28 protein-coding genes are annotated in these 24,792 nt (G+C 49.1%); 7 read left to right on the forward strand and 21 right to left on the reverse strand.

Annotated elements, in window-relative coordinates; genetic code table 11:
• Positions 1–29: 29 nt before the first annotated feature.
• The 9 genes from IQ256_RS04145 to IQ256_RS04185 form a co-directional block, all read right to left on the reverse strand.
• The gene (locus IQ256_RS04145) at positions 30–1,502 is read right to left on the reverse strand and encodes an N-acetylmuramoyl-L-alanine amidase (protein WP_370623345.1); all 1,473 of its coding nucleotides are present in this window, start codon (positions 1,500–1,502) and stop codon (positions 30–32) included.
• Between the two features lie 506 nt (positions 1,503–2,008).
• Positions 2,009–3,367: an aminopeptidase P N-terminal domain-containing protein gene (locus IQ256_RS04150; protein WP_193854291.1), complete on the reverse strand. Its 1,359-nt coding sequence runs from the start codon at positions 3,365–3,367 to the stop codon at positions 2,009–2,011.
• 51 nt (positions 3,368–3,418) lie between these two features.
• On the reverse strand, positions 3,419–4,192 hold the full coding sequence (locus tag IQ256_RS04155) for an MBL fold metallo-hydrolase (RefSeq protein ID WP_228024557.1): 774 nt from the start codon (positions 4,190–4,192) through the stop codon (positions 3,419–3,421).
• 107 nt (positions 4,193–4,299) lie between these two features.
• Positions 4,300–4,890 (reverse strand): aminodeoxychorismate/anthranilate synthase component II, encoded by a 591-nt coding sequence (locus IQ256_RS04160; RefSeq protein ID WP_193854292.1) that lies wholly within the window; start codon positions 4,888–4,890, stop codon positions 4,300–4,302.
• A 141-nt stretch (positions 4,891–5,031) separates the two neighbouring features.
• On the reverse strand, positions 5,032–5,739 hold the full coding sequence (locus IQ256_RS04165) for a diacylglycerol kinase family protein (RefSeq protein ID WP_228024558.1): 708 nt from the start codon (positions 5,737–5,739) through the stop codon (positions 5,032–5,034).
• A gap of 252 nt (positions 5,740–5,991) precedes the next feature.
• Complete coding sequence (gene ybeY / locus IQ256_RS04170) at positions 5,992–6,498, reverse strand: rRNA maturation RNase YbeY (protein WP_193854293.1); 507 nt, start codon at positions 6,496–6,498, stop codon at positions 5,992–5,994.
• Positions 6,499–6,546: 48 nt separating this feature from the next.
• A complete protein-coding gene (locus IQ256_RS04175; RefSeq protein ID WP_193854294.1) occupies positions 6,547–6,753 on the reverse strand; it encodes a DUF3285 domain-containing protein in 207 nt (68 codons plus the stop codon).
• 137 nt (positions 6,754–6,890) lie between these two features.
• A protein-coding gene (gene prfB, locus IQ256_RS04180) for a peptide chain release factor 2 (protein WP_193854295.1) occupies positions 6,891–8,016 on the reverse strand; the annotation gives its coding sequence in 2 pieces (ribosomal slippage) (positions 6,891–7,940 and positions 7,942–8,016; 1,125 coding nt in all).
• 132 nt (positions 8,017–8,148) lie between these two features.
• The gene (locus IQ256_RS04185; RefSeq protein WP_193854296.1) at positions 8,149–8,877 is read right to left on the reverse strand and encodes a Bax inhibitor-1 family protein; all 729 of its coding nucleotides are present in this window, start codon (positions 8,875–8,877) and stop codon (positions 8,149–8,151) included.
• A 507-nt stretch (positions 8,878–9,384) separates the two neighbouring features.
• Here IQ256_RS04185 and IQ256_RS04190 point away from each other — a divergent pair.
• From IQ256_RS04190 to IQ256_RS04210, 5 genes are all read left to right on the forward strand, one after another.
• Positions 9,385–10,176 carry an RNA polymerase sigma factor SigF gene (locus IQ256_RS04190; RefSeq protein ID WP_193854297.1) on the forward strand — a complete coding sequence of 264 codons (792 nt, stop codon included), beginning with the start codon at positions 9,385–9,387 and terminating at the stop codon, positions 10,174–10,176.
• A gap of 175 nt (positions 10,177–10,351) precedes the next feature.
• Positions 10,352–11,938 (forward strand): peptide ligase PGM1-related protein, encoded by a 1,587-nt coding sequence (locus IQ256_RS04195; protein WP_228024559.1) that lies wholly within the window; start codon positions 10,352–10,354, stop codon positions 11,936–11,938.
• A gap of 7 nt (positions 11,939–11,945) precedes the next feature.
• Positions 11,946–12,068, forward strand: coding sequence for a DUF433 domain-containing protein (locus IQ256_RS30285; protein ID WP_193854298.1), 123 nt, complete (start codon positions 11,946–11,948; stop codon positions 12,066–12,068).
• On the forward strand, positions 12,053–12,304 hold the full coding sequence (locus tag IQ256_RS04205; RefSeq protein ID WP_193854299.1) for a UPF0175 family protein: 252 nt from the start codon (positions 12,053–12,055) through the stop codon (positions 12,302–12,304). Before IQ256_RS30285 ends, IQ256_RS04205 begins: the two co-directional genes overlap by 16 nt.
• A complete protein-coding gene (locus tag IQ256_RS04210; protein ID WP_193854300.1) occupies positions 12,301–12,792 on the forward strand; it encodes a DUF3368 domain-containing protein in 492 nt (163 codons plus the stop codon). The genes IQ256_RS04205 and IQ256_RS04210 overlap by 4 nt, the downstream gene beginning before the upstream one ends.
• Positions 12,793–12,933: 141 nt before the next feature.
• Here IQ256_RS04210 and IQ256_RS04215 read toward each other — a convergent pair whose 3' ends face one another.
• From IQ256_RS04215 to IQ256_RS04230, 4 genes are all read right to left on the reverse strand, one after another.
• Complete coding sequence (locus IQ256_RS04215; protein WP_193854301.1) at positions 12,934–14,289, reverse strand: pentapeptide repeat-containing protein; 1,356 nt, start codon at positions 14,287–14,289, stop codon at positions 12,934–12,936.
• 345 nt (positions 14,290–14,634) lie between these two features.
• Complete coding sequence (gene smpB / locus IQ256_RS04220) at positions 14,635–15,126, reverse strand: SsrA-binding protein SmpB (RefSeq protein ID WP_193854302.1); 492 nt, start codon at positions 15,124–15,126, stop codon at positions 14,635–14,637.
• Between the two features lie 9 nt (positions 15,127–15,135).
• A complete protein-coding gene (locus IQ256_RS04225; protein ID WP_193854303.1) occupies positions 15,136–15,414 on the reverse strand; it encodes a YciI family protein in 279 nt (92 codons plus the stop codon).
• A complete protein-coding gene (locus tag IQ256_RS04230; protein WP_193854304.1) occupies positions 15,414–16,094 on the reverse strand; it encodes a Uma2 family endonuclease in 681 nt (226 codons plus the stop codon). Before IQ256_RS04230 ends, IQ256_RS04225 begins: the two co-directional genes overlap by 1 nt.
• A 158-nt stretch (positions 16,095–16,252) precedes the next feature.
• On the opposite strand from IQ256_RS04230, the gene IQ256_RS04235 reads away from it, so the two are divergent.
• A complete protein-coding gene (locus tag IQ256_RS04235; RefSeq protein WP_228024560.1) occupies positions 16,253–16,543 on the forward strand; it encodes a hypothetical protein in 291 nt (96 codons plus the stop codon).
• A gap of 16 nt (positions 16,544–16,559) precedes the next feature.
• Here IQ256_RS04235 and IQ256_RS04240 read toward each other — a convergent pair whose 3' ends face one another.
• From IQ256_RS04240 to IQ256_RS04255, 4 genes are all read right to left on the reverse strand, one after another.
• Positions 16,560–17,189, reverse strand: coding sequence for a TenA family protein (locus IQ256_RS04240; protein ID WP_193854306.1), 630 nt, complete (start codon positions 17,187–17,189; stop codon positions 16,560–16,562).
• 33 nt (positions 17,190–17,222) lie between these two features.
• The gene (locus IQ256_RS04245; protein WP_193854307.1) at positions 17,223–19,490 is read right to left on the reverse strand and encodes a PhoX family phosphatase; all 2,268 of its coding nucleotides are present in this window, start codon (positions 19,488–19,490) and stop codon (positions 17,223–17,225) included.
• Between the two features lie 137 nt (positions 19,491–19,627).
• Positions 19,628–20,869 (reverse strand): bifunctional riboflavin kinase/FAD synthetase, encoded by a 1,242-nt coding sequence (locus tag IQ256_RS04250; RefSeq protein ID WP_228024561.1) that lies wholly within the window; start codon positions 20,867–20,869, stop codon positions 19,628–19,630.
• 123 nt (positions 20,870–20,992) lie between these two features.
• Entirely contained in the window at positions 20,993–21,175 is a 183-nt protein-coding gene (locus IQ256_RS04255; protein ID WP_193854308.1) for an NblA/ycf18 family protein, read from the reverse strand.
• A 575-nt stretch (positions 21,176–21,750) separates the two neighbouring features.
• Here IQ256_RS04255 and IQ256_RS04260 point away from each other — a divergent pair.
• On the forward strand, positions 21,751–22,353 hold the full coding sequence (locus IQ256_RS04260) for a phycobiliprotein lyase (protein ID WP_193854309.1): 603 nt from the start codon (positions 21,751–21,753) through the stop codon (positions 22,351–22,353).
• A 5-nt stretch (positions 22,354–22,358) separates the two neighbouring features.
• Here the strand turns inward: IQ256_RS04260 and IQ256_RS04265 are convergent, their stop codons facing one another.
• The 4 genes from IQ256_RS04265 to IQ256_RS04280 all read right to left on the reverse strand — a co-directional run bounded on the left by IQ256_RS04265 (position 22,359) and on the right by IQ256_RS04280 (position 24,653).
• Complete coding sequence (locus IQ256_RS04265) at positions 22,359–22,949, reverse strand: chromophore lyase CpcT/CpeT (protein ID WP_193854310.1); 591 nt, start codon at positions 22,947–22,949, stop codon at positions 22,359–22,361.
• A gap of 64 nt (positions 22,950–23,013) precedes the next feature.
• A complete protein-coding gene (locus IQ256_RS04270; RefSeq protein WP_193854311.1) occupies positions 23,014–23,319 on the reverse strand; it encodes a CpeR family transcriptional regulator in 306 nt (101 codons plus the stop codon).
• Positions 23,319–23,960 (reverse strand): chromophore lyase CpcT/CpeT, encoded by a 642-nt coding sequence (locus IQ256_RS04275; protein WP_193854312.1) that lies wholly within the window; start codon positions 23,958–23,960, stop codon positions 23,319–23,321. Before IQ256_RS04275 ends, IQ256_RS04270 begins: the two co-directional genes overlap by 1 nt.
• Before the next feature lie 150 nt (positions 23,961–24,110).
• A complete protein-coding gene (locus IQ256_RS04280; protein WP_193854313.1) occupies positions 24,111–24,653 on the reverse strand; it encodes a phycobiliprotein lyase in 543 nt (180 codons plus the stop codon).
• Between the last annotated feature and the right edge of the window lie 139 nt (positions 24,654–24,792).

Raw genomic sequence — 24,792 nt, forward strand, 5'->3', positions numbered from 1 at the left:
TGCTGTCCCTTACTGTCTTAAATACTGTCTTAAAGACCTTGCTGTAAGTGCAGCAGAATGCCCCTAGCGATCGCAACAGACATACGCTCTCGCCAAGCTGGATCCGCTAGGTTCGGCGCATCTTCTACGCCTGTGACAAATCCTGTCTCGATCAGGATAGCAGGCATAGAAGTACGACGGATCACATAGAACCGGGCGCTACGAACTCGGCGATCGCGCATTCCCATCTCCGCTAGCACGCTGGCATGAACCGTATTAGCTAGTCGCTGGCCCGCTGCTGAAGAATAGAAAGTTTCTAACCCGTTTACATCCGGGCGGCTCATGCTGATGGCGTTGGCATGAATACTGACAAAAATAGACGCATTTGCCCGCTCGGCGATCTGTACCCGAGGGGCTAGGTCTAGTTCGTAATCACTCTCTCTTGTCAGTACGACATTTACCCCTTGCGCCCGTAGAATGGCGGCCACCTGTGGGGTAACGTCATTGACTACTTGTTTTTCCTGGAGGCCACCAATGCCGACAGCGCCTGGATCACGACCGCCATGCCCAGGGTCTAGCACAACGGTAAACCGTCCGTTTGGAATGGTTGGTAGCGCGCTAGGATCTGCCTGATCTAATTGCCTGTTTGCCGTTGCCAGTCTAGAGGCGTAGGCTTCGGTCGTGCCTGCCTGGTTGCCACTGTCTGGTACAGCGGTGATAGCGATATCCTTAGGGAGTACTGTAATTCCTCCTTCGTGCGCCGCAATATCCCAATCGGGGCTATCTTCTCCGAGCCTTAGGGTGATTCTAGCTCTTGCTGGCTGCGCCGATACTTGATCGACCTGCCAGCTATCGATACTGTAGCGGTCAACCGGTAGACGAGCTGATGTTAAGCCGATCGATACAGCAGTTCTGTCTAGATCTATAGCGATATAGTTTTGGCCATCATCTGAAAACCGACTGACTTCTATCGCAGCCGTTTCGCCAGCAGTGCGGATGAAAAAGCCATCTACCGTGGCAACAATGCCCTGAACGCGGGTTTGTGCATCTTGAACGGGACGGTTGCTGACTATGTTGCTATCTGTGGGCGCTGCGGGCTTCGCACTGCCTTCTGAACTGGCCCCTGCCAAGTTGGTCGCCTCTGGCAACTGTACTGTCCACTGGCGTGAGCTTTCGCCGCGCACCTGTATCTGACTAGGATCGAGGGTATATCCCGGTTTGTATTCTACGATTAACCGAGCGGTTTCGGCGTCTAGCTCGACGGCCCGCACTTCTTTTATAGCAGGATGATCCACTGCCAAGCCCCGTGCTTCGTCGAGCGTAGTGCCTGGCATATCGATGATGAGTCTAGTTGGACCGGACAAAAGCTGAGCAGTCGGTTGAATACTGTCGTCGGTCGTAAATGTCAGCCGATTCTCTTGGGAATTGAATCGCCAGAGCTGAAGACTCGCTGCTTCTGACGGTAGGGCAAGCACTAATGCCCCTACTAGAGACAGTGCAGGTAGTAGAGAACTCAATCTCACAGTCTAGATCCTCGATACCAAATAAATTCGCTGACGGCATTGCTATACCTACTAGCAACCGTCGATGTCAGATTATCTGTATGGTCATCAGCGATATGCCCCTGGAAAAAATCACAAAAGTGACTACTAAAGCTATAGATACTGTGAAGGTTTGTCAGCAATTTGTAAATCCAAAACTCTGTATACCTGAAGACCCAAGCATCTGAAGGTCTGTTGACAGTCTAATGGCTGCTAGCGGTCTAGATAAAGTTCAGTAATCTCTCGGTGTTTCAGGTATTAGACTGCCCGATTTTCTTGTTCACATAACAAATAAATCTGTTCTAATCAGTGATTCCTTTGAACCACAACGAAGAAGGGGGCGATCTGAAAAAATTACTCTCGTATCCTACTCTTTAGTTCGACAGACTCATACGCTGATCCGGCAAAGTTATGGCGATCTTTAAACTTTATTTAGAGACTTATCGTATGAAGGCACGCGCTTCGGTAGAGCAGTTGGTGAGTTCAAACTAGGCAATCTGGCTAGCTAGTACCTTTTCCTCTAGCGCTTTTGGAACAGCTGCTGTCAAGATTTCGTGGCCAGTCTCAGTGACTAAAACATCGTCTTCTATCCGAATGCCAATGCCTTTCCAGCGATCCTCAATCTGCGGCTGCGGATATTTTTCCTCTTTTCCTTCTTCATCCGGCTCGTTATCAGGCTCGTAATCAGGCGGAATATAGATGCCAGGTTCTACGGTGACGATGTTTCCAGGCACGAATGGCTTCCAAGTCTTATCGGGATTACGCAAGATGCCCGCATCGTGTACGTCTAAGCCTAGAAAATGTCCGGTTCCGTGCATGAAAAAAGCCTTGTGTTTTTTGGCCTCGATCAGCTCATCTACGTCGCCTTCTAGCAAACCTAGTTCGACTAGGCCCGCTGTGATTACTTTGGTAGCAGCGTCATGGAAGGCGTTGAATGGTAGATCCGGCTGGACCTTTTCGATGGCCGCTAGCTGAGCTTTTAGGACAAGGTCATAGAGAATCTTTTGTTCTTTTGAGATGCGATCGCCTACTGGAAAAGTCCGGGTGATATCGGCGTTGTAGTACTCATAGGCGCAGCCAGCGTCAATCAGGATCAGATCGCCGTTTTTGAGCACTCTGTTATTTTCGACGTAGTGCAAGATACAGGCATTTTCTCCCCCAGCCACGATCGATGGATAGGCCGGGCCCAGTGCGCCTCTGCGACGAAAGACATTTTCGAGAGCGGCTTGGACTTCATATTCGTATACGCCAGGACGCACCATGGCTTTGGCAACCTGATGGGCCTCGGCGCTAATTGCGATCGCGCGTCGAATTTTCTCGACCTCAGCGGGTCTCTTTACCCGACGAAACTGCTGCATCAACAGCTTCGAGTCTTCGATAGCGGCTGGGCCCTTACCTTTTTTGGTCATCTTTCTGAGCAGTTGCTGCCACAGACTAATGATGCGCTGATTAAAAGCTTGGTCATTGCCAAAGTGATAGTAAAGTCTAGGCGCTGGCTGGACATACTCTATGAGCTTTTTCCCCAGTTCTGTGATCGGGTAAGCCTCATCGGCACCGTATTTTTCTTTAGCCGCCTCTACGCCAGTGCGATAGCCACTCCAGGTTTCTGCCTCTTTATCCTTGGGTCTGACGAAAAGGACAAATTTGTGTTCTTCATGCGAGGGGGCAAGTACGGCCACCGCATCGGGCTCGTTGAAGCCTGTGAGATAGAAAAAGTCGCTGTCTTGTCGAAATAGGTAGTCCACATCGTTGTGCATGACAGCGGTAGGGGCACTACAAAAGATAGCTGTGCCTTGGCCAATGGCCTCAAGCACAGCTTGCCGACGCTGATGATACTCGCTCTGCATGAGTTCGTGACGCTTTTATTCCGAAGCGTTTTTTAAAGTGTTAAGCAAACTTTAAAAAGGATAACTTAAAACTTCGATCCGCATGCCGCTACTGGGTAACGCACCAGCACTAATCGAAAAGGTGTCGTCTCCTCGGGTGACAGGTACGTCTGGCATCAGGGCGATAAAGTCTTCTACGCCAACGATATCGCAGGCGTCGGCATCGGCAGCCTGGGTGCGGTAGTGAGTCGGAATAATGATTTTGGGATTAAGCGATCGCACCGCCTCAACCGCTTCTTCTGGCCCGTAAGCTTTGGGGCCACCGCCGACAGGCAATAGCAATATGTCCGGGCGACCCAACAGAATCCTATCTTCGATCGCGATCGGCGCAGCCGCACCGCCCAGATGTACGACGTTAATACCAGACTGATTCCATGCCCAGGCGACATTAGTGCCAAACCGCCGTCCGCCCAGTCGGTCGTGAGGCATACTCACGCCCTGCACTTCTAAAACACCAACCGTGTAGTCTCCGGGTTCTTCGAGTAGCTGTGTGTTGTCGTAGCTATTGTTCACGAAACCTTCGTCAAACATTCGACTGCTAGTGAGCACCACGTCAGCGGCTACTTTGGGCTCAGCATATCCGGCGGTACAACCGATAGGTTTGAATGGATTAACTAATATTCGCTTGCTGCTGCCTGTGAACAAAAAAGCAGTGTGACCTAGCGCTTTGATTGTCAACGGCCCAGTCTGAGCCTGAGCAAACTGATACTTTGAAGCAAGACCTAGTCCAACGGTGCTTAGGCAGCCCGCGCCTACATACTTCAAAAGATTGCGTCGATTCATCATTATTTTTTGTCAACCTTCCACACTGTTCTTTTATCCTGCCGTATGTTGTGCCTAGATACACGGAAGAATTAGGACAGTTTGTAGGGGCGGACGCAAAAAGAGAAGCGCTAGCTCAGGTCTTTGAGAAAATTTTTGAGTAGATCTTTGCCAGACTTTGTCAAAACGCTTTCCGGGTGGAACTGTACACCTTGGACGTGAGGATAGTCGCGGTGGCGAACGCCCATGATGGTACCGTCCTCTACCCAAGCGGTGACTTCGAGGACTGTAGGGCAGGTGGCTGGATCGATCACTAGGCTATGGTAGCGGGTTGCCGTCAGCGGGTCGGCTAATCCAGCAAAGACACCAGTATTATTGTGGCGAACAGGTGAGGTCTTGCCGTGCATCAGCTCTGTTGCGCCGATGACGTTGCCACCGTAAACCTGTCCAATGCTCTGATGCCCGAGGCAGACACCTAGAATCGGCAGTGTAGGACCAAGCTGTTCAATAATTTGCAAAGAAATGCCAGCGTCGTCTGGTGTCCCTGGCCCCGGTGAGATGACGATGCCGTCTGGCCGCTTGGCAACGATCTCTTCTATTGTGATTTGATCGTTGCGGAAAACTTCTATCTGGCTGGCAACATCTAGGGTTTGACCTAGCTCACCTAAGTACTGAACCAGGTTGTAGGTGAAGCTGTCGTAGTTATCGATAACCAGGATCATAGGGCCAGGATCACAAGGGGTAGTGGGTCAGGTTGATGGGTCCGCCAATGCAGCTAGATCGTCAATGCGGTTATATAAAGTCTCTTTGAGTAGGGTTAGTAAAAAAGCCTATCTAGATCAGTAGGGTCAGTCTAAACGTGTCTAAACCGACTGTATAGAATGACTCAGGATCGCCCAAAGCGGGGGTGCGAATATGAGAATAGCGATCGCGAGAGCAACCATTGCCGCCATCAAAACCGCTCCAGCGGCGCAATCTTTGGCAATTTTAGCGAGCTCGTGATAGGTCTGCCCAACTGTCAAATCGACTAGAGATTCTAAGGCGGTGTTGAGAATTTCCATGACCAAGACTGCGCCAATCGTTAGGCAAACCACAGCCACTTCTATATTACTGACTTCGAGTGTCCAGCAAAGGATAATCGCTAAGACGCCGACACCTGTATGAACTCTGAAGTTTCGCTGAGTTTGGAAGGCGTAGCTGATGCCTGCCCAGGCGTATCGGAAGCTGGTAAAAAGGTCTGGGGCAATCTGCCAAGACTGCGATCGCTCATCGGTTTCAATTTTGGTGGTTTCAGCTTTAGCTGTATCGGGTTTGGTGATTTTAGCCTTGTCGATACCTGATTTTCTAGTCTCTAGACTTGCAGAATCCATACTTTCAGCGCCTATTTGTTCTGATTGAGGAGACGGGGTCTCTGCTGAAATGGGATTCTCTATGTGAGTTGGCAGGTCATGAGTCGGCAGGTTGTGATTTCGCAAACCATTGTGAGAAGGCGCAGCGTCTTTTGGATGATTACGATATTTCGGAGAAGAAGCCTTGCCGTCTTGAGAGACCTGACTATCACTTGAGAACATATGCAAATGGGTCCGACTGGCGTCTTTATAGCTAAGGGAAACAACAGTGATTTGACAATCAACGTTGCCCAAATCTTAGTTCAGCATAACTTGACTGGTTTTGATGTCAGCCACTTTACACCGAAAGCACTTTACCTTTAGCAATCGAGTGATTTTTGGTTATTCCTATCGCGACGTCTCAGGTTACTTCAGGACACTGTTACTTCAAGACGTTTGTTACTTCGAGACACTATAGTTGGAACCTCTAGGGAGCTAGAATACCAGTTTCAGCAGCAGCGCCTGTCTGTCGAGCATTTTTATCAAACTGTCTTCATCTGGATGATCCCAGCCTAACAGGTGAAGTAGTCCGTGGGCGCAGAGCCAGGCGAGTTCTCTTTCCAAGGAGTGCTGACTTTCAGATGCCTGACGAGCTGCGGTTTCAATCGAGATGATGATATCGCCTAAATAGACTGGCTGATGACAATAGATATGCTCTGACTGTGGCATTTCTGTCTCTAATGCTGCAAAAGAAAGTACATCAGTCGGGTTGGGCTGCTGGCGGAAGTCGGCGTTGAGCTGTTGAATTTCATCGTCGAAAGTCAGGCGTAAGCTGACTTCGTAGGCATCAAGCGGCGAGATCTGTGGGTTGAGATCCGCTAGCCAGGTTTGAAACCAGCTAGTGTATTGAGCGATCGCGATTCCAGTTTTTTCGCTCACTTCAGATAAGGCGCTGCCGTCTACAAAAGCTTCAACCTGGATCGATTGCGTTACTGGGTTCAACTTTTAACGACCTCTGACAAACCATAATGACTAACCTTCTATCGGAATTTAGCGAGTTAGATAGGCAAGGCCAATCAAAAGCCCTAGCAGTCCAACGAAGGAGAGAAAAAAATGGTAGAGCGATGTTCCCCCCTTTTTGACCATATTACGCATCGCTAGCTTGATAAAGCTAGGAGCGGGTTCATTAAGTGAGGAATTATCTAAGACTGGCTGCTGGTTGGCAGGCGCTGCAATAGCTGGCTTTTCAGTACTCATATCGGTGCTCATATTATTGCTTTGGGGAAAAGATAACTAGATTCTAAAGGCTTTCTCGTACCATCCGTTGTCAGCTATTGTACTGCGACTAGATATTGTGATTAGGCATTTGCGACCGACTAGCAAAAGCAGTCTGATTAAATGGTCGCTTCTAGTATGAGCTGATTTTCCTGGCGCAGGTATGCCTGGATGAACGCTTCGAGATCGCCATTCATGACGTCATCGACAGCGGTGGTTTCTACGCTGGTACGAAGGTCTTTGACCATTTGGTACGGGTGAAAGACATAGTTACGAATTTGATTGCCCCAAGCGGCTTCTACCATGTCGCCACGGATGTCTGCGATCGCCTGAGTTCGCTGTTCTTGAGCAATGACGAGCAGCTTTGAGGTCAGCAGCGCCATGGCTTTTTCCTTGTTTTGGAGCTGCGATCGCTCCTGAGTACAGCGCACCGAAATACCTGTGGGCAAATGCGTAATTCGTACTGCTGTTTCTACCTTGTTGACGTTCTGGCCGCCGGCACCGCCTGAACGCGATGTCTTGATCTCCAGATCCTTATCTGGAATGTCTAGCTCTACCTTCTGATTTAGGATCGGCATCACCTCTATGCCCGCAAAGCTCGTCTGACGTTTTCCATTCGCATTGAAAGGCGAAATTCTCACCAGCCGATGAGTGCCCTTTTCCCCTTTGAGATAGCCGTAGGCATAGCGGCCATAGATCTCCATAGTGGCCGATTTCAGCCCAGCCTCATCGCCGTCCGACTTTTCAATCAGCTTGAACTGATAGCCATTTTGTTCACTCCAGCGGGTATACATCCGCAGCAGCATTTCAGCCCAGTCTTGAGCATCGGTTCCGCCTGCGCCCGCATTAATTGTCAAGACAGCACCTTCTTTATCGTAAGTCCCAGAAAGTAGCTGCTGTAGCTCCCACTGGTCTAGCTCCTTGCTGAGTCTGTTGACAGTCGACTCGGCTTCTAAAAGGAGCGATTCATCTTGATCAAGCTCTAGCAGTTCTAGTATGGCTTCAGAATCTTCTAGGCTAGTAGACCAACCTTCTAGCTGATCAAGATTGGCTTTATAGTCATTTAGTTCTTGAAGAGACTTCTGGGCAGTTTCTTGCTCGTCCCAAAAGTCCGGCTGGGCGGAGAGTTGTTCTAAGTCTTTAATCTTTGCGTTCAGAGCCGGAATGTCAAAGGTATTCCTGAGCTTTGCCCAGGCGCTCAAAGAGCGTTTCTAACTCCCGCTTGAGGGTGACAGTATCGAACATGCAAACATCAATATAGAAAAGCCATGGACTCGAATCCTCATTCTTGCCTGACAACGCAGCCCTAAGCATTTTTGAAAATGCTCTGTTGTTAGAACGTATGACAGACAAGAACGAGAAGACAGCTTCGATAGTTTAGTCTCTACCGTTGATTGCAATCAACAGTCTGAGAATAAAGACAAACAGGTTAATGTACGTCAGGTACATCGACAAGGCTGCGGGAATCGCTTGGTCGTCATTGTAGGTGCGCGGTAGTACAAAGAAGTCGACAACCGCTGCGCCGACAAATAGCAAGACGCCAATAGCTGAGATAGCGATCTCTAGAAAATTAGGCGCATAGACACCAAAGAAGCTAAAGACAAACTGACCGACAATCACAACTAACAGCGCCATGATGCCGAGCTGGACTGTCTTAGTCAGGGCCATCCCGTCTTCTTCAGACAGATTAGACCCTATTGGCCGAGCCGCAATGAAGGTCAGTCCGCAGGCTAGGGCGGCAAAGCCGACGCCTTGAATCCCTACCCCGCTACTTCGCAACGCGATCGAGACTAATCCGCTAAGGGTATAGCCAGAGAGCAGACTATAGGTGGCCAGTAGCGGGAGGGCAATGCCGTTGTTGCCTTTCATCGCGACGCTGCGAGCAACAAAAAACAGGACAAGCTCCGCCACAATTGCCACAAAGAAAGTCGGCATGAACAGCTCAGGGTTTGTCCGCAAGACATTGAGGCCACCGAAGGTTCCGGCTGCTGTCAAGATCAGGCCGCCACCCACGTAGGGTAAAGCGTTAGCAATGACGTTGGGTCCGACTATCGATTGACTTTGGGCCTCGCGAATGGCCTGACGAAAGTTACTGGTATTGCTCATAGAGGTCTTTTGTAAGTTTTTAGCAAGATCTTGAAGATCTAAGTTTTCTATATACAAAAGTGTACTGAATTACTCAAGATCTGGCGATTACGGATCTCTTCCTAACAGAATCGATCGGCTGTTTTATCCAGGCACGAGCTGACTAATTATGCCGATAGATGCTGATTCAAAGAATAGACTACTTCCGTAAAAACTCAGGGCATTAGGGTGTGCGTTTTCAAGGACGTTAGGGGAAATTTACTGCGCTCGTTTACAAAGCGAAACATTAGCGTGATTATTCGTAGGCCATTCGAAGACCAATTTCTAGAAGTCTGAAACACTCGCCAGTTCTGGAACACAATGTTCGCCATAGATATAAATTCATGCAGGTATGCGTGGATTCGCTTATGGTCCCTGTCGACGATCTACTCGACTACCGTGTTTCAACGATGGTTTGAAGTGAGGCGCTTCCCGAGAATGAATTTAATTCACGCAGCACGCTTCAACGCAGTTTTTACTGCATTTAATATGGCTTCTTCCAAATCTGCACAACTTCGATCTCGTGGCATGGAATTACTCATGCAGTACAAGGTAGATCGTTCGGTTAAGCTTCGTAATCAGCTAGTTAGACTTAACGCTGGCCTGGTTCGTAAAATTGCTCACCGGGTTAGTCACCAATGCGCCGAACCCTATGAAGATCTTGAGCAAATTGGCTATATTGGTTTGATTCGTTCTATTGAAAGGTTCGATCCGGGTCAGGGCTGCGCGTTCAGCTCGTTTGCAGTTCCTTATATTCGCGGTGAGATGCTTCATTTCTTGCGCGATCGCGGCACTACAGTCAAGATTCCCCGTCGCTGGCAGGACTTGCAAAAAGAAGGTCAAAAGCGGCAGGCAGAGCTGATCCGTCGCTATGGGCGTCAGCCTTCAGATATTGAGATGGCCGAAGCGTTGACAGTCTCTGTTCAAGAATGGCGTCAGGTTAAGCTAGCGAACAAAAACCGTATGCCCTTGAGTCTAGATGCGACGGTCTGTCATCAGATTGATTCAAGCATCACCCTAGGGGATACGCTGCCAGACGTTCACTACCAGCTGTTGCAAATTTTGGAAGAGGATCGGCAGCAGATTCAGCGGGCGATGAGTCAGCTAGAAGAAAAAACTCGCTCTGCTATTGAGTTTGTATTCTTCAAGGGACTCTCTCGTAAGGAAGTTGCTGAGCGGATTGGCGTGAGCCCAATGACGGTGACTCGGCGCATTCAGCGCGGCGTAGAGCAGATGATCGCTTACTTACAACCGCAGCAAGATCTACAGAGCGATTCCTAGTTGACTTCTTTATTCTAAGTTTCAAAAGCAGTTCAAATCTCCTAAGTAAATAGATCGACGTGCTCAGCAACTGAGTACGTCGATTTTTTTATCTATTTATTTTCTAGGGGCGCAAGGGCTGACGGGAGCATATTAAGCTTTGAAGGTGAGCATCAGATGGGCTAAGGAGTTGGCGATGAGTGCTGTTGAAGCTTTGGTGGAATTATCTGAGGAGGATCGGATGCCAGATGGAAACCCCGATAAGCGTGAGCGCTTCCACCGCCTACAGTCACAGCTAACGGATCGCTGGCAGTCGATTGATGCATTCGATCGACAACCTCGGCAGATTTTAGTGGTGCCTTCTCTTAGCCTTGATCAGGCCGAACTCAAAAAAGTAAAAGGGGTTCATCACTACGAAGAGCGGCTGCTGTTTGCCTTAATTCGGCTGCGTAATCCTGAGACCCGGCTGATCTATGTGACTTCTCAGCCGCTGCATCCCAGCATCGTCGATTACTATTTGGAGCTGCTGCCAGGCATTCCTAGTTCACACGCGCGCGATCGCCTAGACCTGTTTTCGACCTACGATTCGTCCTTACGACCCCTCACCCAAAAAATTCTGGACCGCCCCCGCCTGATTCGCCGCATCAAAGACAAGCTGCATAGCGAGCAGGCTTACATGACCTGCTACAACTCCACCGAATATGAGCGGGAACTGTCTTTAAAGCTAGATCTGCCTTTGCTAGCCGTCGATCCAGATCTGCTCTACTGGGGAACGAAAGGTGGTAGTCGTCAGATTTTTACAGAGTGCGGCATTCCACTACCCGATGGGAGTGAGCTAACCCACAGTGTGACCACGCTAGCAAAGGATACCGCCAAGCTGTGGGAGCGCCACCCTGAGCTAAAGCGAATTGTGATCAAGCTGAACGAGGGGTTTTCTGGAGAGGGAAATGCGCTATTTGACCTGGCGGATTTAGCCTCTGTCGCACCTGGACAGGCAACCCACAAAGAGCGAGCAGCAGCGATTGAGGCGGCCTGGCCAAGCTTGGGATTTCAGTGCGATAGTGAGAGCTGGATATCTTTTGCCCAGAAAATAGAGGAGTTGGGTGCGATCGCCGAAGCCTTTATAGAAGGCGAAGAAAAATACTCTCCTAGTGTGCAGGGCCGGGTTACCCCAAAAGGCGAAGTTGAAATTCTTTCTACCCACGATCAAGTTCTCGGTGGCCCCGACGGCCAAATCTTCCTGGGCTGCACGTTTCCTGCTGACGATGCTTACCGGATGGTGCTGCAGGAGATGGGGCGAAAAGTCGGTGAAAACTTAGCTGCAAAAGGCGCACTCGAACGCTACAGTGTTGACTTCATCGCGGTCCATCAGCCCGAGAATCAGGAGCAGCCGTGGGACATTCAGGCGATTGAAATTAACTTACGTAAGGGCGGAACGACTCACCCATTCATGGCGCTAAAGCTGCTGACCAATGGCACCTACGATTCATCCGATGGTAAGTTCTACACCAAAAACGGTCAGGCCAAATACTACCGCGCCTCAGACAACTTGCAAAAAGACGCCTACAAAGGTCTTTTGCCCAACGACCTAATGGATATCATTATGGGTGAACAGCTACACTTCAGCTCAATTGACGGAGAGGGCGTTGTCTTTCATCTGATGGGCTGTCTGAGTGAGCATGGCAAGCTAGGGCTCACCTGCATTGGCAATAGTCCCAAAACCGCTGAGGAAATTTACGAAGGCGTAGTCAGTGCCATTGATAGAGCAACTCAAGAAGGCTGAATTTTTGATGAATAGTCAACTCACAGAAAGAATAACTATTGACCCAGAAATCTGTCATGGAAATCCTTGCATTCGAGGGTTTACGCTGAAAAGTAGATACGAGTGGGCAATTCAATGCAGATTACCCTGAACCTTCCAGACAGTTTGAGTCAGACCGAGAACTTTAGCCAAAGCGACTGGCTGAGGGAAATCGCCTTTGCCCTGTTTCAGCAAGAGCGAGTTTCTCTAAGCCGTGCTAGCAAGATTGCCGGAGTCGAACTGATGGACTTTCAGAAGCTGCTGGCAGAGCGCGGTATCTGTGTTCACTACGATGTGGAAGATTTTGAGCAGGATGTTCAGCGCCTGCGTGACCGGGGCTGGCTGTGATCGTTGTCAGCGATACTTCCGCCCTCTCTAATTTGGCGGTGGTCGAGCATCTCTGGCTGCTAGAAGCTATCTACCAAACCGTCATCATTCCTGATGTAGTTGCTAGCGAACTTGCGGCAGCTAGCAACCCAGTTATTCCAGCTATCCTCAAAATGGACTGGGTTCAAACGCGATCGCTGTCTCAGTCTCAACTGGCTAATCAACTGCAACAAGATCGTGGGCTTGATGCAGGAGAAGCAAATGCGATCGCACTGGCGCTTGAGCTACAAGCTGATGACCTACTCATTGATGAAAGACTAGGACGGCAGGAAGCTGCACGGCTAGGGTTATCAATCATCGGTATCTTAGGTATTCTGCTCATCGCTAAGAAAAGAAGCCTGATTTCCAAAGTCCAACCTGTTATGGATGCGCTGAGTAATCAAGCTGGCTTTCGCATCAGTCGTCAGCTCTATCAGCGTGTCCTGACGCTTGCTAAAGAACTCTCATGAATTGTCTTTTCAAAAGCTTTTAGAAGTTCTAAGAACACTATTCCGAGACACGGAGAGAGACATGTTTTTCTCGTGGCCCAAAAGGTCTGAATTTTGAGAATATCAAACGAGCCAAAATGGTTTGACAGCATTATCAACTAATTATGAACCCTTGTTCTTCCAATCTTTTCCACAGTCTCGATCCGGGTTTATCAACATACCTTCTGGTAAACGAGTATTACATAGGAATGCTTCTCTCAAAGACTCCTCAGTAACGGTAGCGCCGCTTAGATCTGCACTACTCAAGTTTACGTCAGTTAGACTAATGCTCCTAAGATCTACCTTATTGAGATCAGCATAGGATAGGTCAGAGCCCACTATCTGAGCATTCCTAAGATTAGCAGCGTACATATTAGAGCGAGTCAAGTTAGCTTCGTTCATCAGGACTCTAGTCAAATTAGCTCGTCTTAGTAAGGTTTTGCTCAGGTCTGCACAATCTAAATTGGCATCTTCTAAATTGGTACAAACCAGACGTGCTGATGTCAGGTCAGCATCGGTGAGCAGTGTGTCTTTAAGGTTTGCGTATGACAGGTCTGCATGATGTAGTGTTGTTTTTCTAAGATCAGCTTCTACTAGATTTGCATTTGTTAGATCAACTTCCTGCATCCGACAGCCCCTTAGGTTAGCTTCCTTCAAAACTGTATATCTCATTGTTGCTCTACAGAGATAACTTCTACTCAAATTAGCTCTATGTAAACGAGCATGGTCCAGCGCAGAATCCGTGAGCGAACTCATGATTAGATCAGCATTATTCAAATGGGCAAATGTTAGATTGACTGAAGGAATGTCCGTGAGCGACAGGTTAACTCTCTTTATCTCTAGTCTTTCGATATCCTGGATACTTCGGCGACCAAGATGACCAATTACTGCAAGAGCAGCTTGTATATCAGCCGCCGTTTTTATAGGAATAGATAAAGGATCGTAGTTTGAATCACTGTTGACATATTCAAACTCCTCTATTTCTTGCTCACTGGCGTAAATCATTTTGAGCGCTTCATAATCCTCATTTTCACGAGAGACAGTTTCTCTTATAAAGGCTGAAAGAACTTCTATTACCGTCCACTGATAGCTGATAGAGCTCTCGACAAGCTGTTCTAGAGAGTATATTCCTCCTATTCGGATATGTATATTACTGTCACCTAGTTGTTCTATTGCTTTGGAGAAGCGTTCTGCGGTTAGTCGTGCCTCGGATAGCTTTCTATCATCAGTAATCTTCTCTACATCTATGTTTAGCCTCTGACGGGCAAGCACAAAATTTAGAATGAGTACGATACCCCCAGCGATAGTAGCAACTGTACCTACGCCACTAACTAGCGTGTTTCGCTGGCTATCAACGAACTCTGCCTGCTCTTTAGCTGACATCTTGTCTGCCGTAGGCAGCTCACTCTGAACACGCTGACCTTCTGCCTCTGGAATCTTCCAGATAAGAAATGAAGATGCAAAAGTAGAAAAAGCCATCAACGTAACGAAGAAAGCTAATAGCAGCCTCTTTCTACTCAGTTTGTCTAAGTGCTTAGAAAAGTACGATCTAATCCAAGACCTGGGTCGATTCATGCAGTGATAGTCTCACGGGAGCACTTCATATTCTATTTCAGATGGATAACAAACCCATTACCTGAAGGGATGATTGAAGCGAAGCCGCAACGAATTGCAACAAGAGGATTTTAATTAGTTTCAGATGCTGTTGAAGAGCTTCGATAAGTACATAAGCACTTTTTGAAAGCATTGATTAAAGACTCATTACACATAGACAGCAACCGTAAGACAGCGAAGGCACAGGTCATGATTGGCCGCAATCAGCACTTATTGATTAGCCGCTTTCATTGCTCTGGCCATATCGCGCTTGTCCTGCTTTTTCCTCAAGCTATCACGTTTATCATGGAGCTTTTTACCTCTGCCGAGGGCGAAGCTGACTTTGACTTTGCCGCCTTTTAGATACATCTTTAGCGGCACTAGCGTCAGACCTTTTTGCTCTACCTGACCGATCAGCTTACGAATTTCTTGCTTGTGCAAGAGCAGCTTACGAATACGACGCGGCTCGTGGTTGTAGGCCAGATTCGTCATGCTGTGAGGAGAAACATGCACGTTGTGCAGCCAGACTTCGCCGCGTTTGACATTGGCAAATCCATCGCGCAGGTTGACTTTGCCTTCGCGGATGGACTTGACTTCTGTACCTGTCAAGACGATGCCTGCTTCGTAGGTGTCTAGAATTTCGTATTGGTAGCGGGCCTGCCGATTGTCGGCGATGATTTTTACGCCGCCGCCTTTGCTAGCTTTGCTGTCTGATTTGGCCATAGCTCTAGGTCAGTTTGGAGTGGGTTGTGCCACAAGACACCACTCGTGAAGTTCGTATTCTACACAGTCGTTAGCAATTAGCGGATCTGCCTCGACGATGGCTTTTGCCTGGGTCATCGACTCGGCTGTAAAGATCAGCATACCGCCACCGCGCTCTGCCCAGTAGCCGCTTTTCGCCTGGTGCCCGTCATCGATTAACTGTTTGACGTAGGCAACGTGCGCGCCGACAAACTGATCAAACCTGGGTTTATCGACGATTCCTTTTTCTATTTTGACGAACCACGTCATCAGTTGGATTCCTGGTCTTTGCTTGTCTGGGTAGAGGGGAAGGGTGCGATCGCCTTCTCAAACCCTCGAACTGCGACGCTAACCCCTTCTGCCCAAGCCAATTCTATATATTTTGGTATCTGCGCTTTTAGATCAAATTTGGGGAACAGCGGGCTGCGCTCATTGGCCACATACTGACCCTCTTCTAGTAAATAGATATTGAGGGTATTGCCTTTGTATATCCACAGCTCAGGGGCGGCGATACTTTCATAATCTTGCGGATTTGTGAGTGAGGTGAGATCTACTTCTAACGCCAGGTCCGGCGGTGGATCAACCGCTAGATCAATCTTCTCTTTTCGTAGAATGGCCTGCCGATTCGCTATGTAGAAGCAGGCATCCGGCTCTACGCCCGCCTCGTCGAATTTCTTGAGCGTGATCGGATCGAAGCTCTGGAAGTCTGTTCCCTGCTGATACAGTAGGCTTTTGACTAGGTCTGAAAGTGCGTCGGAACGATTGCCATGCTTAGGCGAAGGGGCCATCAGTCGAATTTCTTGGTTGGATGCGTTGAAGTAGATTTTGAGCGCAGACTGATTTTTCCTACTCGCTAGCAGCGCCTCGTAGTCTGCCCAGCTCTGTTGGCGCAGCACAACATCTGCACCGGGCGAAAGCTGAACAGACTCTTTGGTAATAGTTAGATTCATAGATTGCGATCGCTCTGCTTCGATTCCAACTTCGTTCTTTCCAATTTCGTTCTATGGAGAGGTAACAGATGCACGAATACTTAACTGATGACAGACTTGGCAGCACGCTGCCTGCCTCTACACTTGATGATGTCATAAATTGAGTAAAGGAAGCTTTGATGATGGCGGTTAATGAAAACGAAAATATCAAGACCAGTGCTGAACCCGGCAAAGGTGCAGCGGGTAACCAGCAAGCTGTGCAGGTTGCACAGCCAGTAGGCGAAGCGGTGCAGCCAGAAGGCACTAAGACCATGCCAGGTGGTGATGTAGAAGGTAATAAGCAGGATATTGCCAGTGCGGAAGCTAGTGAATCTGAGTCCGATCTCAAGACGACTGATGGCTATGTTGTCGACGATTCTGGCCGCTTGAACAACTTTGCCATTGAGCCTGAAATGTACGTCGAGAAGTAGGATCTAGAAACCCACTCTACTGTTGCCAGGCAGCTTGAAAGAAGTCTCGTTCGCAGACCATCGCGTATCGATAGGTCGAGCGAGTGAGAGAAGAATCTGGAGAGTGTAGATCGACTAGGGATTCTAGCTGTTTGGCTAATGGTTCAAATTCGTCACTGCTGTAGGTGGTGATCCAGTCCTGGTAATCGTGGGCTGGGTTGTCACCTTTTTGCTGGCTGGCTAGCTGCTGGCCTATATAGGCATATAGCCGCATACAGGGGCACATCGCTACAGCCGTGATGCCGATAGGCTGCGCCCAGGCGGTTGACAGTAAAAAATCTGTGTACTGCCGGGTAGCGCTACCGGGTTCTACAGATTTGATATCGACATTCCAAGACTGGGCATAGCTGTGGTGCAAATTTAGCTCTTGCAGAACGCCATTGGCCAGAGCGTGAAAAGTTTGAAAGCTTTCCCAGTCTGGCGCTTTGGCGGCGGCAATGCTGTATGCCCTAGCGAAGGCTTCTAGAAAAAATGCATCTTGACCCACGTAGTAGGCAAATTTTTCTTTGAGTAGAGAGCCATCGCCAATCCCTTGCACGAACGGATTGTTCAAAGAGGCTGCGACTAAGTCTTGATTAGCCTGCCAAAGGGTTTGGGAAAGGGACATCACAGCAAAGTAAAAAACGATTAGAGATAGACATTAAACAATGCTAGCTCCCGGTTCTACGCTACGAATTGCAACGACGGCAGGTTTGGGAGGCGCGTTTTCGGTGCCAGCTGGCCAGTTGGAGCCGACGGGCACGGCTCGCTGCTGTATGAAAGTTCTGCCGTCAGTGGTTTTCATTTCAAAGTCGCGCATTTCTGTGGCCATGTTCTGGCGAATGCCGTGACGCTCTCCAGGATGCTGAGCAGCGATAAATAGCGTGCTGCTATCTTCAGTGAAGAAGGGCCCTGTCAGCTCACATTCCATCGGGCCATAGGCAAACATTTTCGCTTCTCCAGCCTCTTCTCTGGCATTTTCTCCGGCTGTGCTGTTAGCAAGCGGAATTTTCCAGAGGGAGTTGTTGCCATAGATTCCTAGCAAGCCTGGGCCAACGATGGGTTCACCCGATTCGTCTTTACGGCCAGCAGGCACCGGATTGTTGTGTTTGCTGGTGGACATATCGGTGACCACCCAGAGATTGCCCTGGCTGTCGAATTCTAGGTTATCTGGGTTGGCAAAGCCGATGCCGCCATCTGTAGGTTCGCCGCCGATGGCTATCATCTCCCAGCTGAAAGTCAGAGCAGCGGGATCGTTGTCGGCCTCGATCAGTTTCATGATCCAGCCAGCTTCGTAGTCAGGTTCGCCATCGGGCCCAACGAAGATAGCTTTATCTGGGCCACCGTCTCCACCCGCCGAGCCAGAGGTGAAGGCAATGAAAAGTGTGCCATCTGGAGCGATGTCAGTATCTTCAGGGCGAGCAGTAGCGGTGGCTCCGGCAGCGTTAGCGGCGAAGTGAGCGTCAATTAAGATAGCGCCTTGCTTTTCTTCTGGGGTCGCCCCTTCATAGAGATCGCCTAGAGTTGAAAAGTCTGCTTTTAGCTGCTGGGCGATCGCATCTTCTTCAACTTTGCCAAAGCCGCCTTCTGGGCGAATCGGCAGAGTCACCATGCCACCGACTACGTCGCTAGGGAGCACCGGATTGACAGGCGTTTCAGGCGCAAGCGGTAGCCAGCGACCAGTCCCGTCAGGGTTGAAGATAGCGGCGTAGAGCATGCCATCACTCAGCAGTTGAGAATTGGCCTTATCAGTAGGATCTTGAACCGTGCTGGCGCTGACAAACTTATAGAGATGGCCGCCTCGGCGATCGCACCCCGAATAGAACGCCAGCTTCTTCCCAGCTTCGGCGCGAACGCCCACCGCCTCATGCCGATAGCGACCTATCCAGGTGTGCTTAGTGCCAAAATCGCTCGGATCGCTCGGATCGACTTCGACAATCCAGCCGTATTTATTACATGAAAGCCCTAGTACATTGCCCTGTCCATCAAAGTCAGTAGCAAACGCCTTTTGACTAGGCTCAAATGAAGATCCGTCGCTATACACGGGTTCAGGAACCTGTGACTGGATATTTTCTTCGGCGCTAAGTACAGTTCCCCAGGGGGTGGTGCCGCCTGAACAGTTGCCGAAAGTGCCGATAATCTGATCGCCTAAACCGTCTGTATAGCCTTGAACGTCTGTTTTGTTGAAGATAGCGATCGCAGGGCCGGTAGATTTCAAGTATCTACCATCTTCTAGACCCGAAATTCCAGAGATTCGCCGCTCGCTCTCATGGCTGACCTTCGACCATTTTCCATCTGGGCTACGCTGCACAAAAATAACGCCCAGACCTTGATCCAACAAGGCTTCCTTTGAGATTTGCAATATTCCATCTTTGAGTGGATTCCCCGCTGGCAGGGCAAAGGCGTCGATTTCTTCATCCTCCAAACTACCTAGCGCCTGCTTGACTTCTGCAAACGGTAGCGACTCTCCAATGACGGCAGCGTAAGTCTCGGCCCAGGTATCGCTGCTGATGTACTCAAAGTTGATAGTGAGATAGCCCTCGTCTGGGCCAGTCGAGACAAAAGATAGGTAGTCGTTGTTATAGCCAAACCGTGAGTCGCCGATGGGGTCACCCCAGGCGGCAATTACATCGTAGGTGTAGCCGTCAGGGAGAATGATGTCGTCTTGAAGTTCATACTGAGCGTATTCAACTGGCTGCCGATCGGCGCTGATATTAATAGCGTCGTAGGGCATAGGGCTTTTGAGTGGCTGGAACGGTGTCGCAGATGTTGCGGCGATCGTCGCATTCCCGGACTGGACTCCCGCTGTAGTGCTCTTTAGAGTAGCTGAGGTGGCCGCTCTGCTGGCTCGGTGACTGACTGGTTTGAGAGCGGTGGTGCCTGCGGCTGCCCCGAGAAATAGCAAAAGTTGCCGACGCTTTAGAGTCATAGCGTTATCCGTGCTTAGACGGTTGAGGAGTTCAGCCAAGCATGTTAAGAACGCTAGGTTAAGAATAGATAAACGGCTGATAAAGATCGCTTACAGATGGATATAGCCGCATTCGAAGACAGTAAGTCTACTTCTAGTTAGGCCGACTTTAGCGCCGCGATCGCCACCCCGCAATCCGCCGCAATCTGTCGCTTTAGCTGCTCTATCGACTCAAATTTCTCTTCTGCTCGAACGAACCCTTCTAAGCTCACGGTCAGCAATTGGTCATACAAGTCTCCCGCCCAGTCAAGCAGATGAACTTCAATGCTCAGCGACTGTCCATCTACGGTAGGCCGATTGCCAATATTCATCACGCCGTTGATCACCTGAGTGCCACAGTCGGCAATGCCAGCAGTAGCGCTAGCATCATTAGCATTAGGAACACCATAGACGCGCACACTGTAGACGCCCGTACGGGGCAAATATTTATTGCTAGGCACCTTGAGATTAGCCGTCGGAAAGCCGATGGTACGTCCTAGCTGCTTTCCTTTTACGACTTTGCCAGTGAGGGTGTAGGGTCGTCCAAGCAGCTGAGCGGCAATATCGGGGTGACCTGTTTGCAAGGCCGATCGAATACGGGAGCTGCTGATGCGATCACCCTGTTCGTGCTTCAGTGAGACCTGCGTCACTGGGATATTGTGTTTGGCTGCGATCGCCCTCAATCCATCCGCACTGCCGCTGCGCCCTTTGCCAAAGCGAAAATCATTGCCGACACTAATCTGCTGGGCATTCAATCCTTTGATCAAGATCTGCTCTACAAAGTCTTGTGGGCTTAGCTCAGCAAGTGCCTGATCAAAAGGCAGCGTTACTAGCTGCTCAATTCCTAGCTGAGCAAGCTGCCAGGTTTTTTCGGCAATAGGCGTCAGCAACGGTCTTGAGGTGCCTGAGAAATACTCTTGAGGATGAGGCGCAAAGGTAACTACTGTTGCTAGAGGTTGAGCCTCTAACAGCCGAGAGTCAGTGCTATTAGCTGGAACCGTGCTGCCAGTGGGCCGAGTCCAACTGCTATTTTCATCGGCGATGCTCTGATGTAGAGCGGCCACTGATTGGGAGCTTAGCGGTCGCCTTAGGTCAGAAATGGTGCTTAGAGAAGCATTCGAGCTTGTACTTAAAGGGAGAGCTGAAGTCGCATTCTGAGAAGCGCGATCATCCAAAATCGCAGCCATTACCTGTCGATGGCCCAGATGCACGCCGTCGAAGTTGCCTAACGCTATATTTGTCGGCACCCTAGCCGATTGCAAAGAAGAAGTAATCCACACGCTTAACATTCTGACATATAGACAGTCCATCAGCGCTGTCGTGTAGCGAGTGTCTGATATCTCTATAGTGTCTAAAAGCAAAAAATATAGCGTCTAAAAACGAAAAAAGACGCAGAAATAAAAAAGCCGAACCCGCTGTAATGAGCAGTTCGGCTTAGATATCTAGTCATTTCACACGATGAAACGGGAAATTGGCAGTTGGCTTCAGGCATTCTTTAATAAGTGCTTGACTAGATTGTCCTTCACCATCATCTGCCGCATAACTTCTACGACATATTCCTGCGCTTGCTCTAGGCTCAGGCCTTTTACCTGATCCTTGACAACTTTTAGCTTGAACTGCTGTTCCATGCTAAGGCTGCCCGGCATTGTGTCACCTGATGTACTCATAATGATTACTTCTCCTCAGAAGGTTAAACAGATCTGACCGATGTAGATAGATGCTTGAACGGCCATTGAGTTTGGTCATAAAGATAAAACTCAACGAACAGATCGACAGATTAGAAGGTGCCCTGGGCTTAATCAGATGGTTGGGGGCTCTAACCAAAGTTGATTAGTGAAATTCTAACCTTGCTGCACACTATCGTCAAATTGTAAACAGATTCGGTAGCAAGAGTTACTTAAATTAATTATTTAAAGTTATTGGTTCAATTTTCAACCACTGGCCACATGTAAGCTGTGTATGAAAATAGGCTTATAACCCTATTGACTAAGGAATCTATCAGCGGATTTTCGGATATTTATGAATCGCCTCAATTACAAATCATGTAGTTATGTTAACGATTTGGCTTAAGTAGCATGTTCATCCATAAGTCTAGTTCTATCGGTTTGTCAGCTATCCATAAGGCAGAAGCCAGCCTGTAAGGCAGAGCAAAGTGGCGATCGCAATTGCACCTAGCGGCGTGATATCTAGCAGCGTTATATTGATAAATAGCTTTTTAGAAACATGAAGGTAGACAGCCTCTATGAACGTGATGGAGTTTTTTCAGCAGAGTGCCGGACAGTGGCAGTCTCAGCGCACGACTCACCACCTGCCATTTCGCCGCGCCGAGCTAGGTGGCTCTAATATCTCTGTAGAAGCGTTACCTGCTGATAACGAAAAGGTCGTTGAGATTTGCAAACTTCATGACGTTGATCCTAGCAGCGCAGTCGGTGGCGCTTATGTCCAGTGGAATGGTGAGATGGCCTGGGATAAAGAGGGCGAGGATCACAAAGGCTCTACCGTTTTTGCGCTGGTACCTGATGCCGATAACCCGCAGACAGGCAATTTACTTAGAGAACGTGGCTATGCTGAGATTGTGCCCGTGATTGGTCGCTTTGAAATGGACAGCGAGAACGGACTGGTATTGACGACTGAATACGAAACCATGAGCTCTATTGAGCGCTTTTGGTTTCCTAACTCAGACTTGCGGATGCGTACCAGCGTAGTCAAAAGATTTGGAGGACTGAGTACAGCTTCTTTTTGCGCTGAGTCGCGAGTAGAAACAGTTCCTGAGAAAGAGAAAGACGACGCGGCTGCTCGTGAAGCGTTTGCGGTGGGCTCGCAGTATTCTGCTTTCGGCTGGTAGCTCTTTTACACCTGAACTTCATGGGCAAAGCGAGCTACCTTATCAAACTCAAACGGCCCAGCAACCGAGCCCCAAACCAGCTCGTCGGTTTCTGGATCTCGCCCTCTATCGTAGCTAGTCATGTGGCTTTCGGTAACGATAAACTCGTTGTCGAGATAGGTCGTTGCGCCTTTGCGGACAACGCTACATTTCTTGCCGGGTTCAACTTTGCCTCGAAAGCTTTCGCCCGTCCATTCGACGAAGATATCGCAACCATTCATCGGTTCTAAATCATCTGCGCTCAAAGTCGCTAGTTTCTCTAAATCGCGAGCTGCGCCATAAAATTTTTCTTCGTCTTTGACTTTATAGTTTTCTAGCAGGACATCATTTTCGCGCTGGATAAAGTGCAGCACTCGCACCCGATAAGGTTTGTCTAATTGAAAGCTGTAAGCCTGTTCTAGATAGAGACTGACCCCCGACTGAAAGCCTTTAGGCAGCGGACGCATACAGACTTTGATGTGAGCAAAGAAGGGCGGGTTTTCAAATGCCTGTGCTTGATTACTAAACTCTGCGGCCATCCACTGAGTTAGGGTTGCCACGTCGGTAGGGTGCGTCATGATATTTGAGTAGGATTGAGACTGTCAGGTACTTTTAACTATCTTACGGCGCTATCTGATTACCCTATTGCCTTTCGTCAAAACGGGTACGAAAGCTACCGTATTTAATCCAGTACTGGTTGAGATCGTGGTGCGGCGTGTGCAGACTAGCTTTGGCCTGATACAGCACGACCCGGCGGTGTGACCCGATCCAAATCTTCTTCAACGGCTCTACCGAGATCAAAGTTCCACCTAGTGCTTCTACGCAGGCTTCAAACTTATCGACAGTTGAAGCCTCGACCGTTTCAAAAATAAAAAAATTGCCAGAACAAATCAGATGGCGGCTGCGAATCCAAGCCTTCATCTTTTTGGAAGCGGGCGGTGGCAGCATCACAAACGTCCTAGCGGCAGTTCGTGAGCAAAGCTTTCTCTTTTCTCGAATCTCAGCGCGCCTTCTGTAGAGCCCCAGACATGTTCATCCGTCTCTATATCCATGCCCTGATCGAGGCTGACCCAGGTGCGATCGCTCAGTTCTACACGGCTCACCAAATAAGTCCATTTTCCCTGGCGCGGAATTCGACAGTTGTGTCCTGGCTCTACGCCACCGATAAACAAATCACCCTCTCGCTGAAAGACCATCGAACATCCCTGCCGCCGAATTGCCCCCTCAGCCGGAATGGTCTTCAAGATGTCTGCATTGTGACCCGACCCTGCATAGGGAACACCGTCTTTAAAGCCATAGTTTTCAATATAAATTTGACCATCTTTGTCGATGACTCTGTGCAGCCCCTGACGATAAGGACTCCAAAGGTCATAATCGTAGACCTGTTCGGAATAAAAGCCAATTCCACCTGGCAAGCCTAGCCCCTCAAAGAATTCGTAAGGCAGCGGCCTGAAAAATATGCGGATATGGGCAAAGTCAGTCAGCGCAGCGTCGGCCTGCTTAAAATTGCTGAAGTCTCCAGCCATCCAAGTGGACAGCGTGATTAGATCTGGACTCACTGAAGCGGAAGGGGCGATAGGCGCAGTCATAGTCGATGGCTGAAATAAATGCTGACATGGAGATGGCTAGCAAGGCTGAAGCTAGGTTAGAGAGCTTTTTATCAGTCCTAGTAAAATTGTAGAAAAAAATATTTAGAAGTCATCGCGGTCTTCCTTGTATGATTCGTCGCATTCGGTTCACTACTCTTCTTTCTTTTTGGGAGAAAGCCGAACTTCTGAAGAGAGCGAGGCCGTCGTCACCCCTTTGCCATCGCTAGTTTTAATCAGCGATACGCGAAAGCGCAGATTGTCACTAGCAAACCAGATTTTTTCTTCGGCAGCAGCGCGATCGTATCGAGTTGTCAAAACAAATGTCTGGTCGGGATGAATGACATATTCACCCGCCGCAGGAATTGTTTCGGCGTAGCCTTGGTCGCGTAAGAGCTGACCGCTATTAGTACCTTCTAAGCTAGGCACAGGTACTAGGATTGTCTGCCCCTTCAAAACATCGTCTTCATTCCAATCTGTTTCCCCTTCCCAGCTCATTTTGAAGGGAGCAGCAATTTTTCCAGGATTAACGCCTTGGCTCTCACACAGGGCAACCACGGCTGGATCGCTCTTTTCTAATCCTTCTATTTTAATCATTGAGCGAATCTCTTCAAAATGGGCAAAGGCGAGGTGATGAGCGCTACGCTGCGATTTCCACTGCCCCAAAGAGCGCGCTACAAAGGTGTCTATGTCCATTAGTTCAGCCGTATCAGATAATCGAGTTCACACAAAAGGGCCGAAGGCGCAGCGTTGATACGTCTTTGACCCTACTAAACAGATTAAAGGCTGATGCTCGCTTCTGCTGACATACACCTATTGCCTGAACGGTAATAGG

The organism is cf. Phormidesmis sp. LEGE 11477, assembly GCF_015207105.1.
Lineage (GTDB): Bacteria > Cyanobacteriota > Cyanobacteriia > Phormidesmidales > Phormidesmidaceae > Phormidesmis.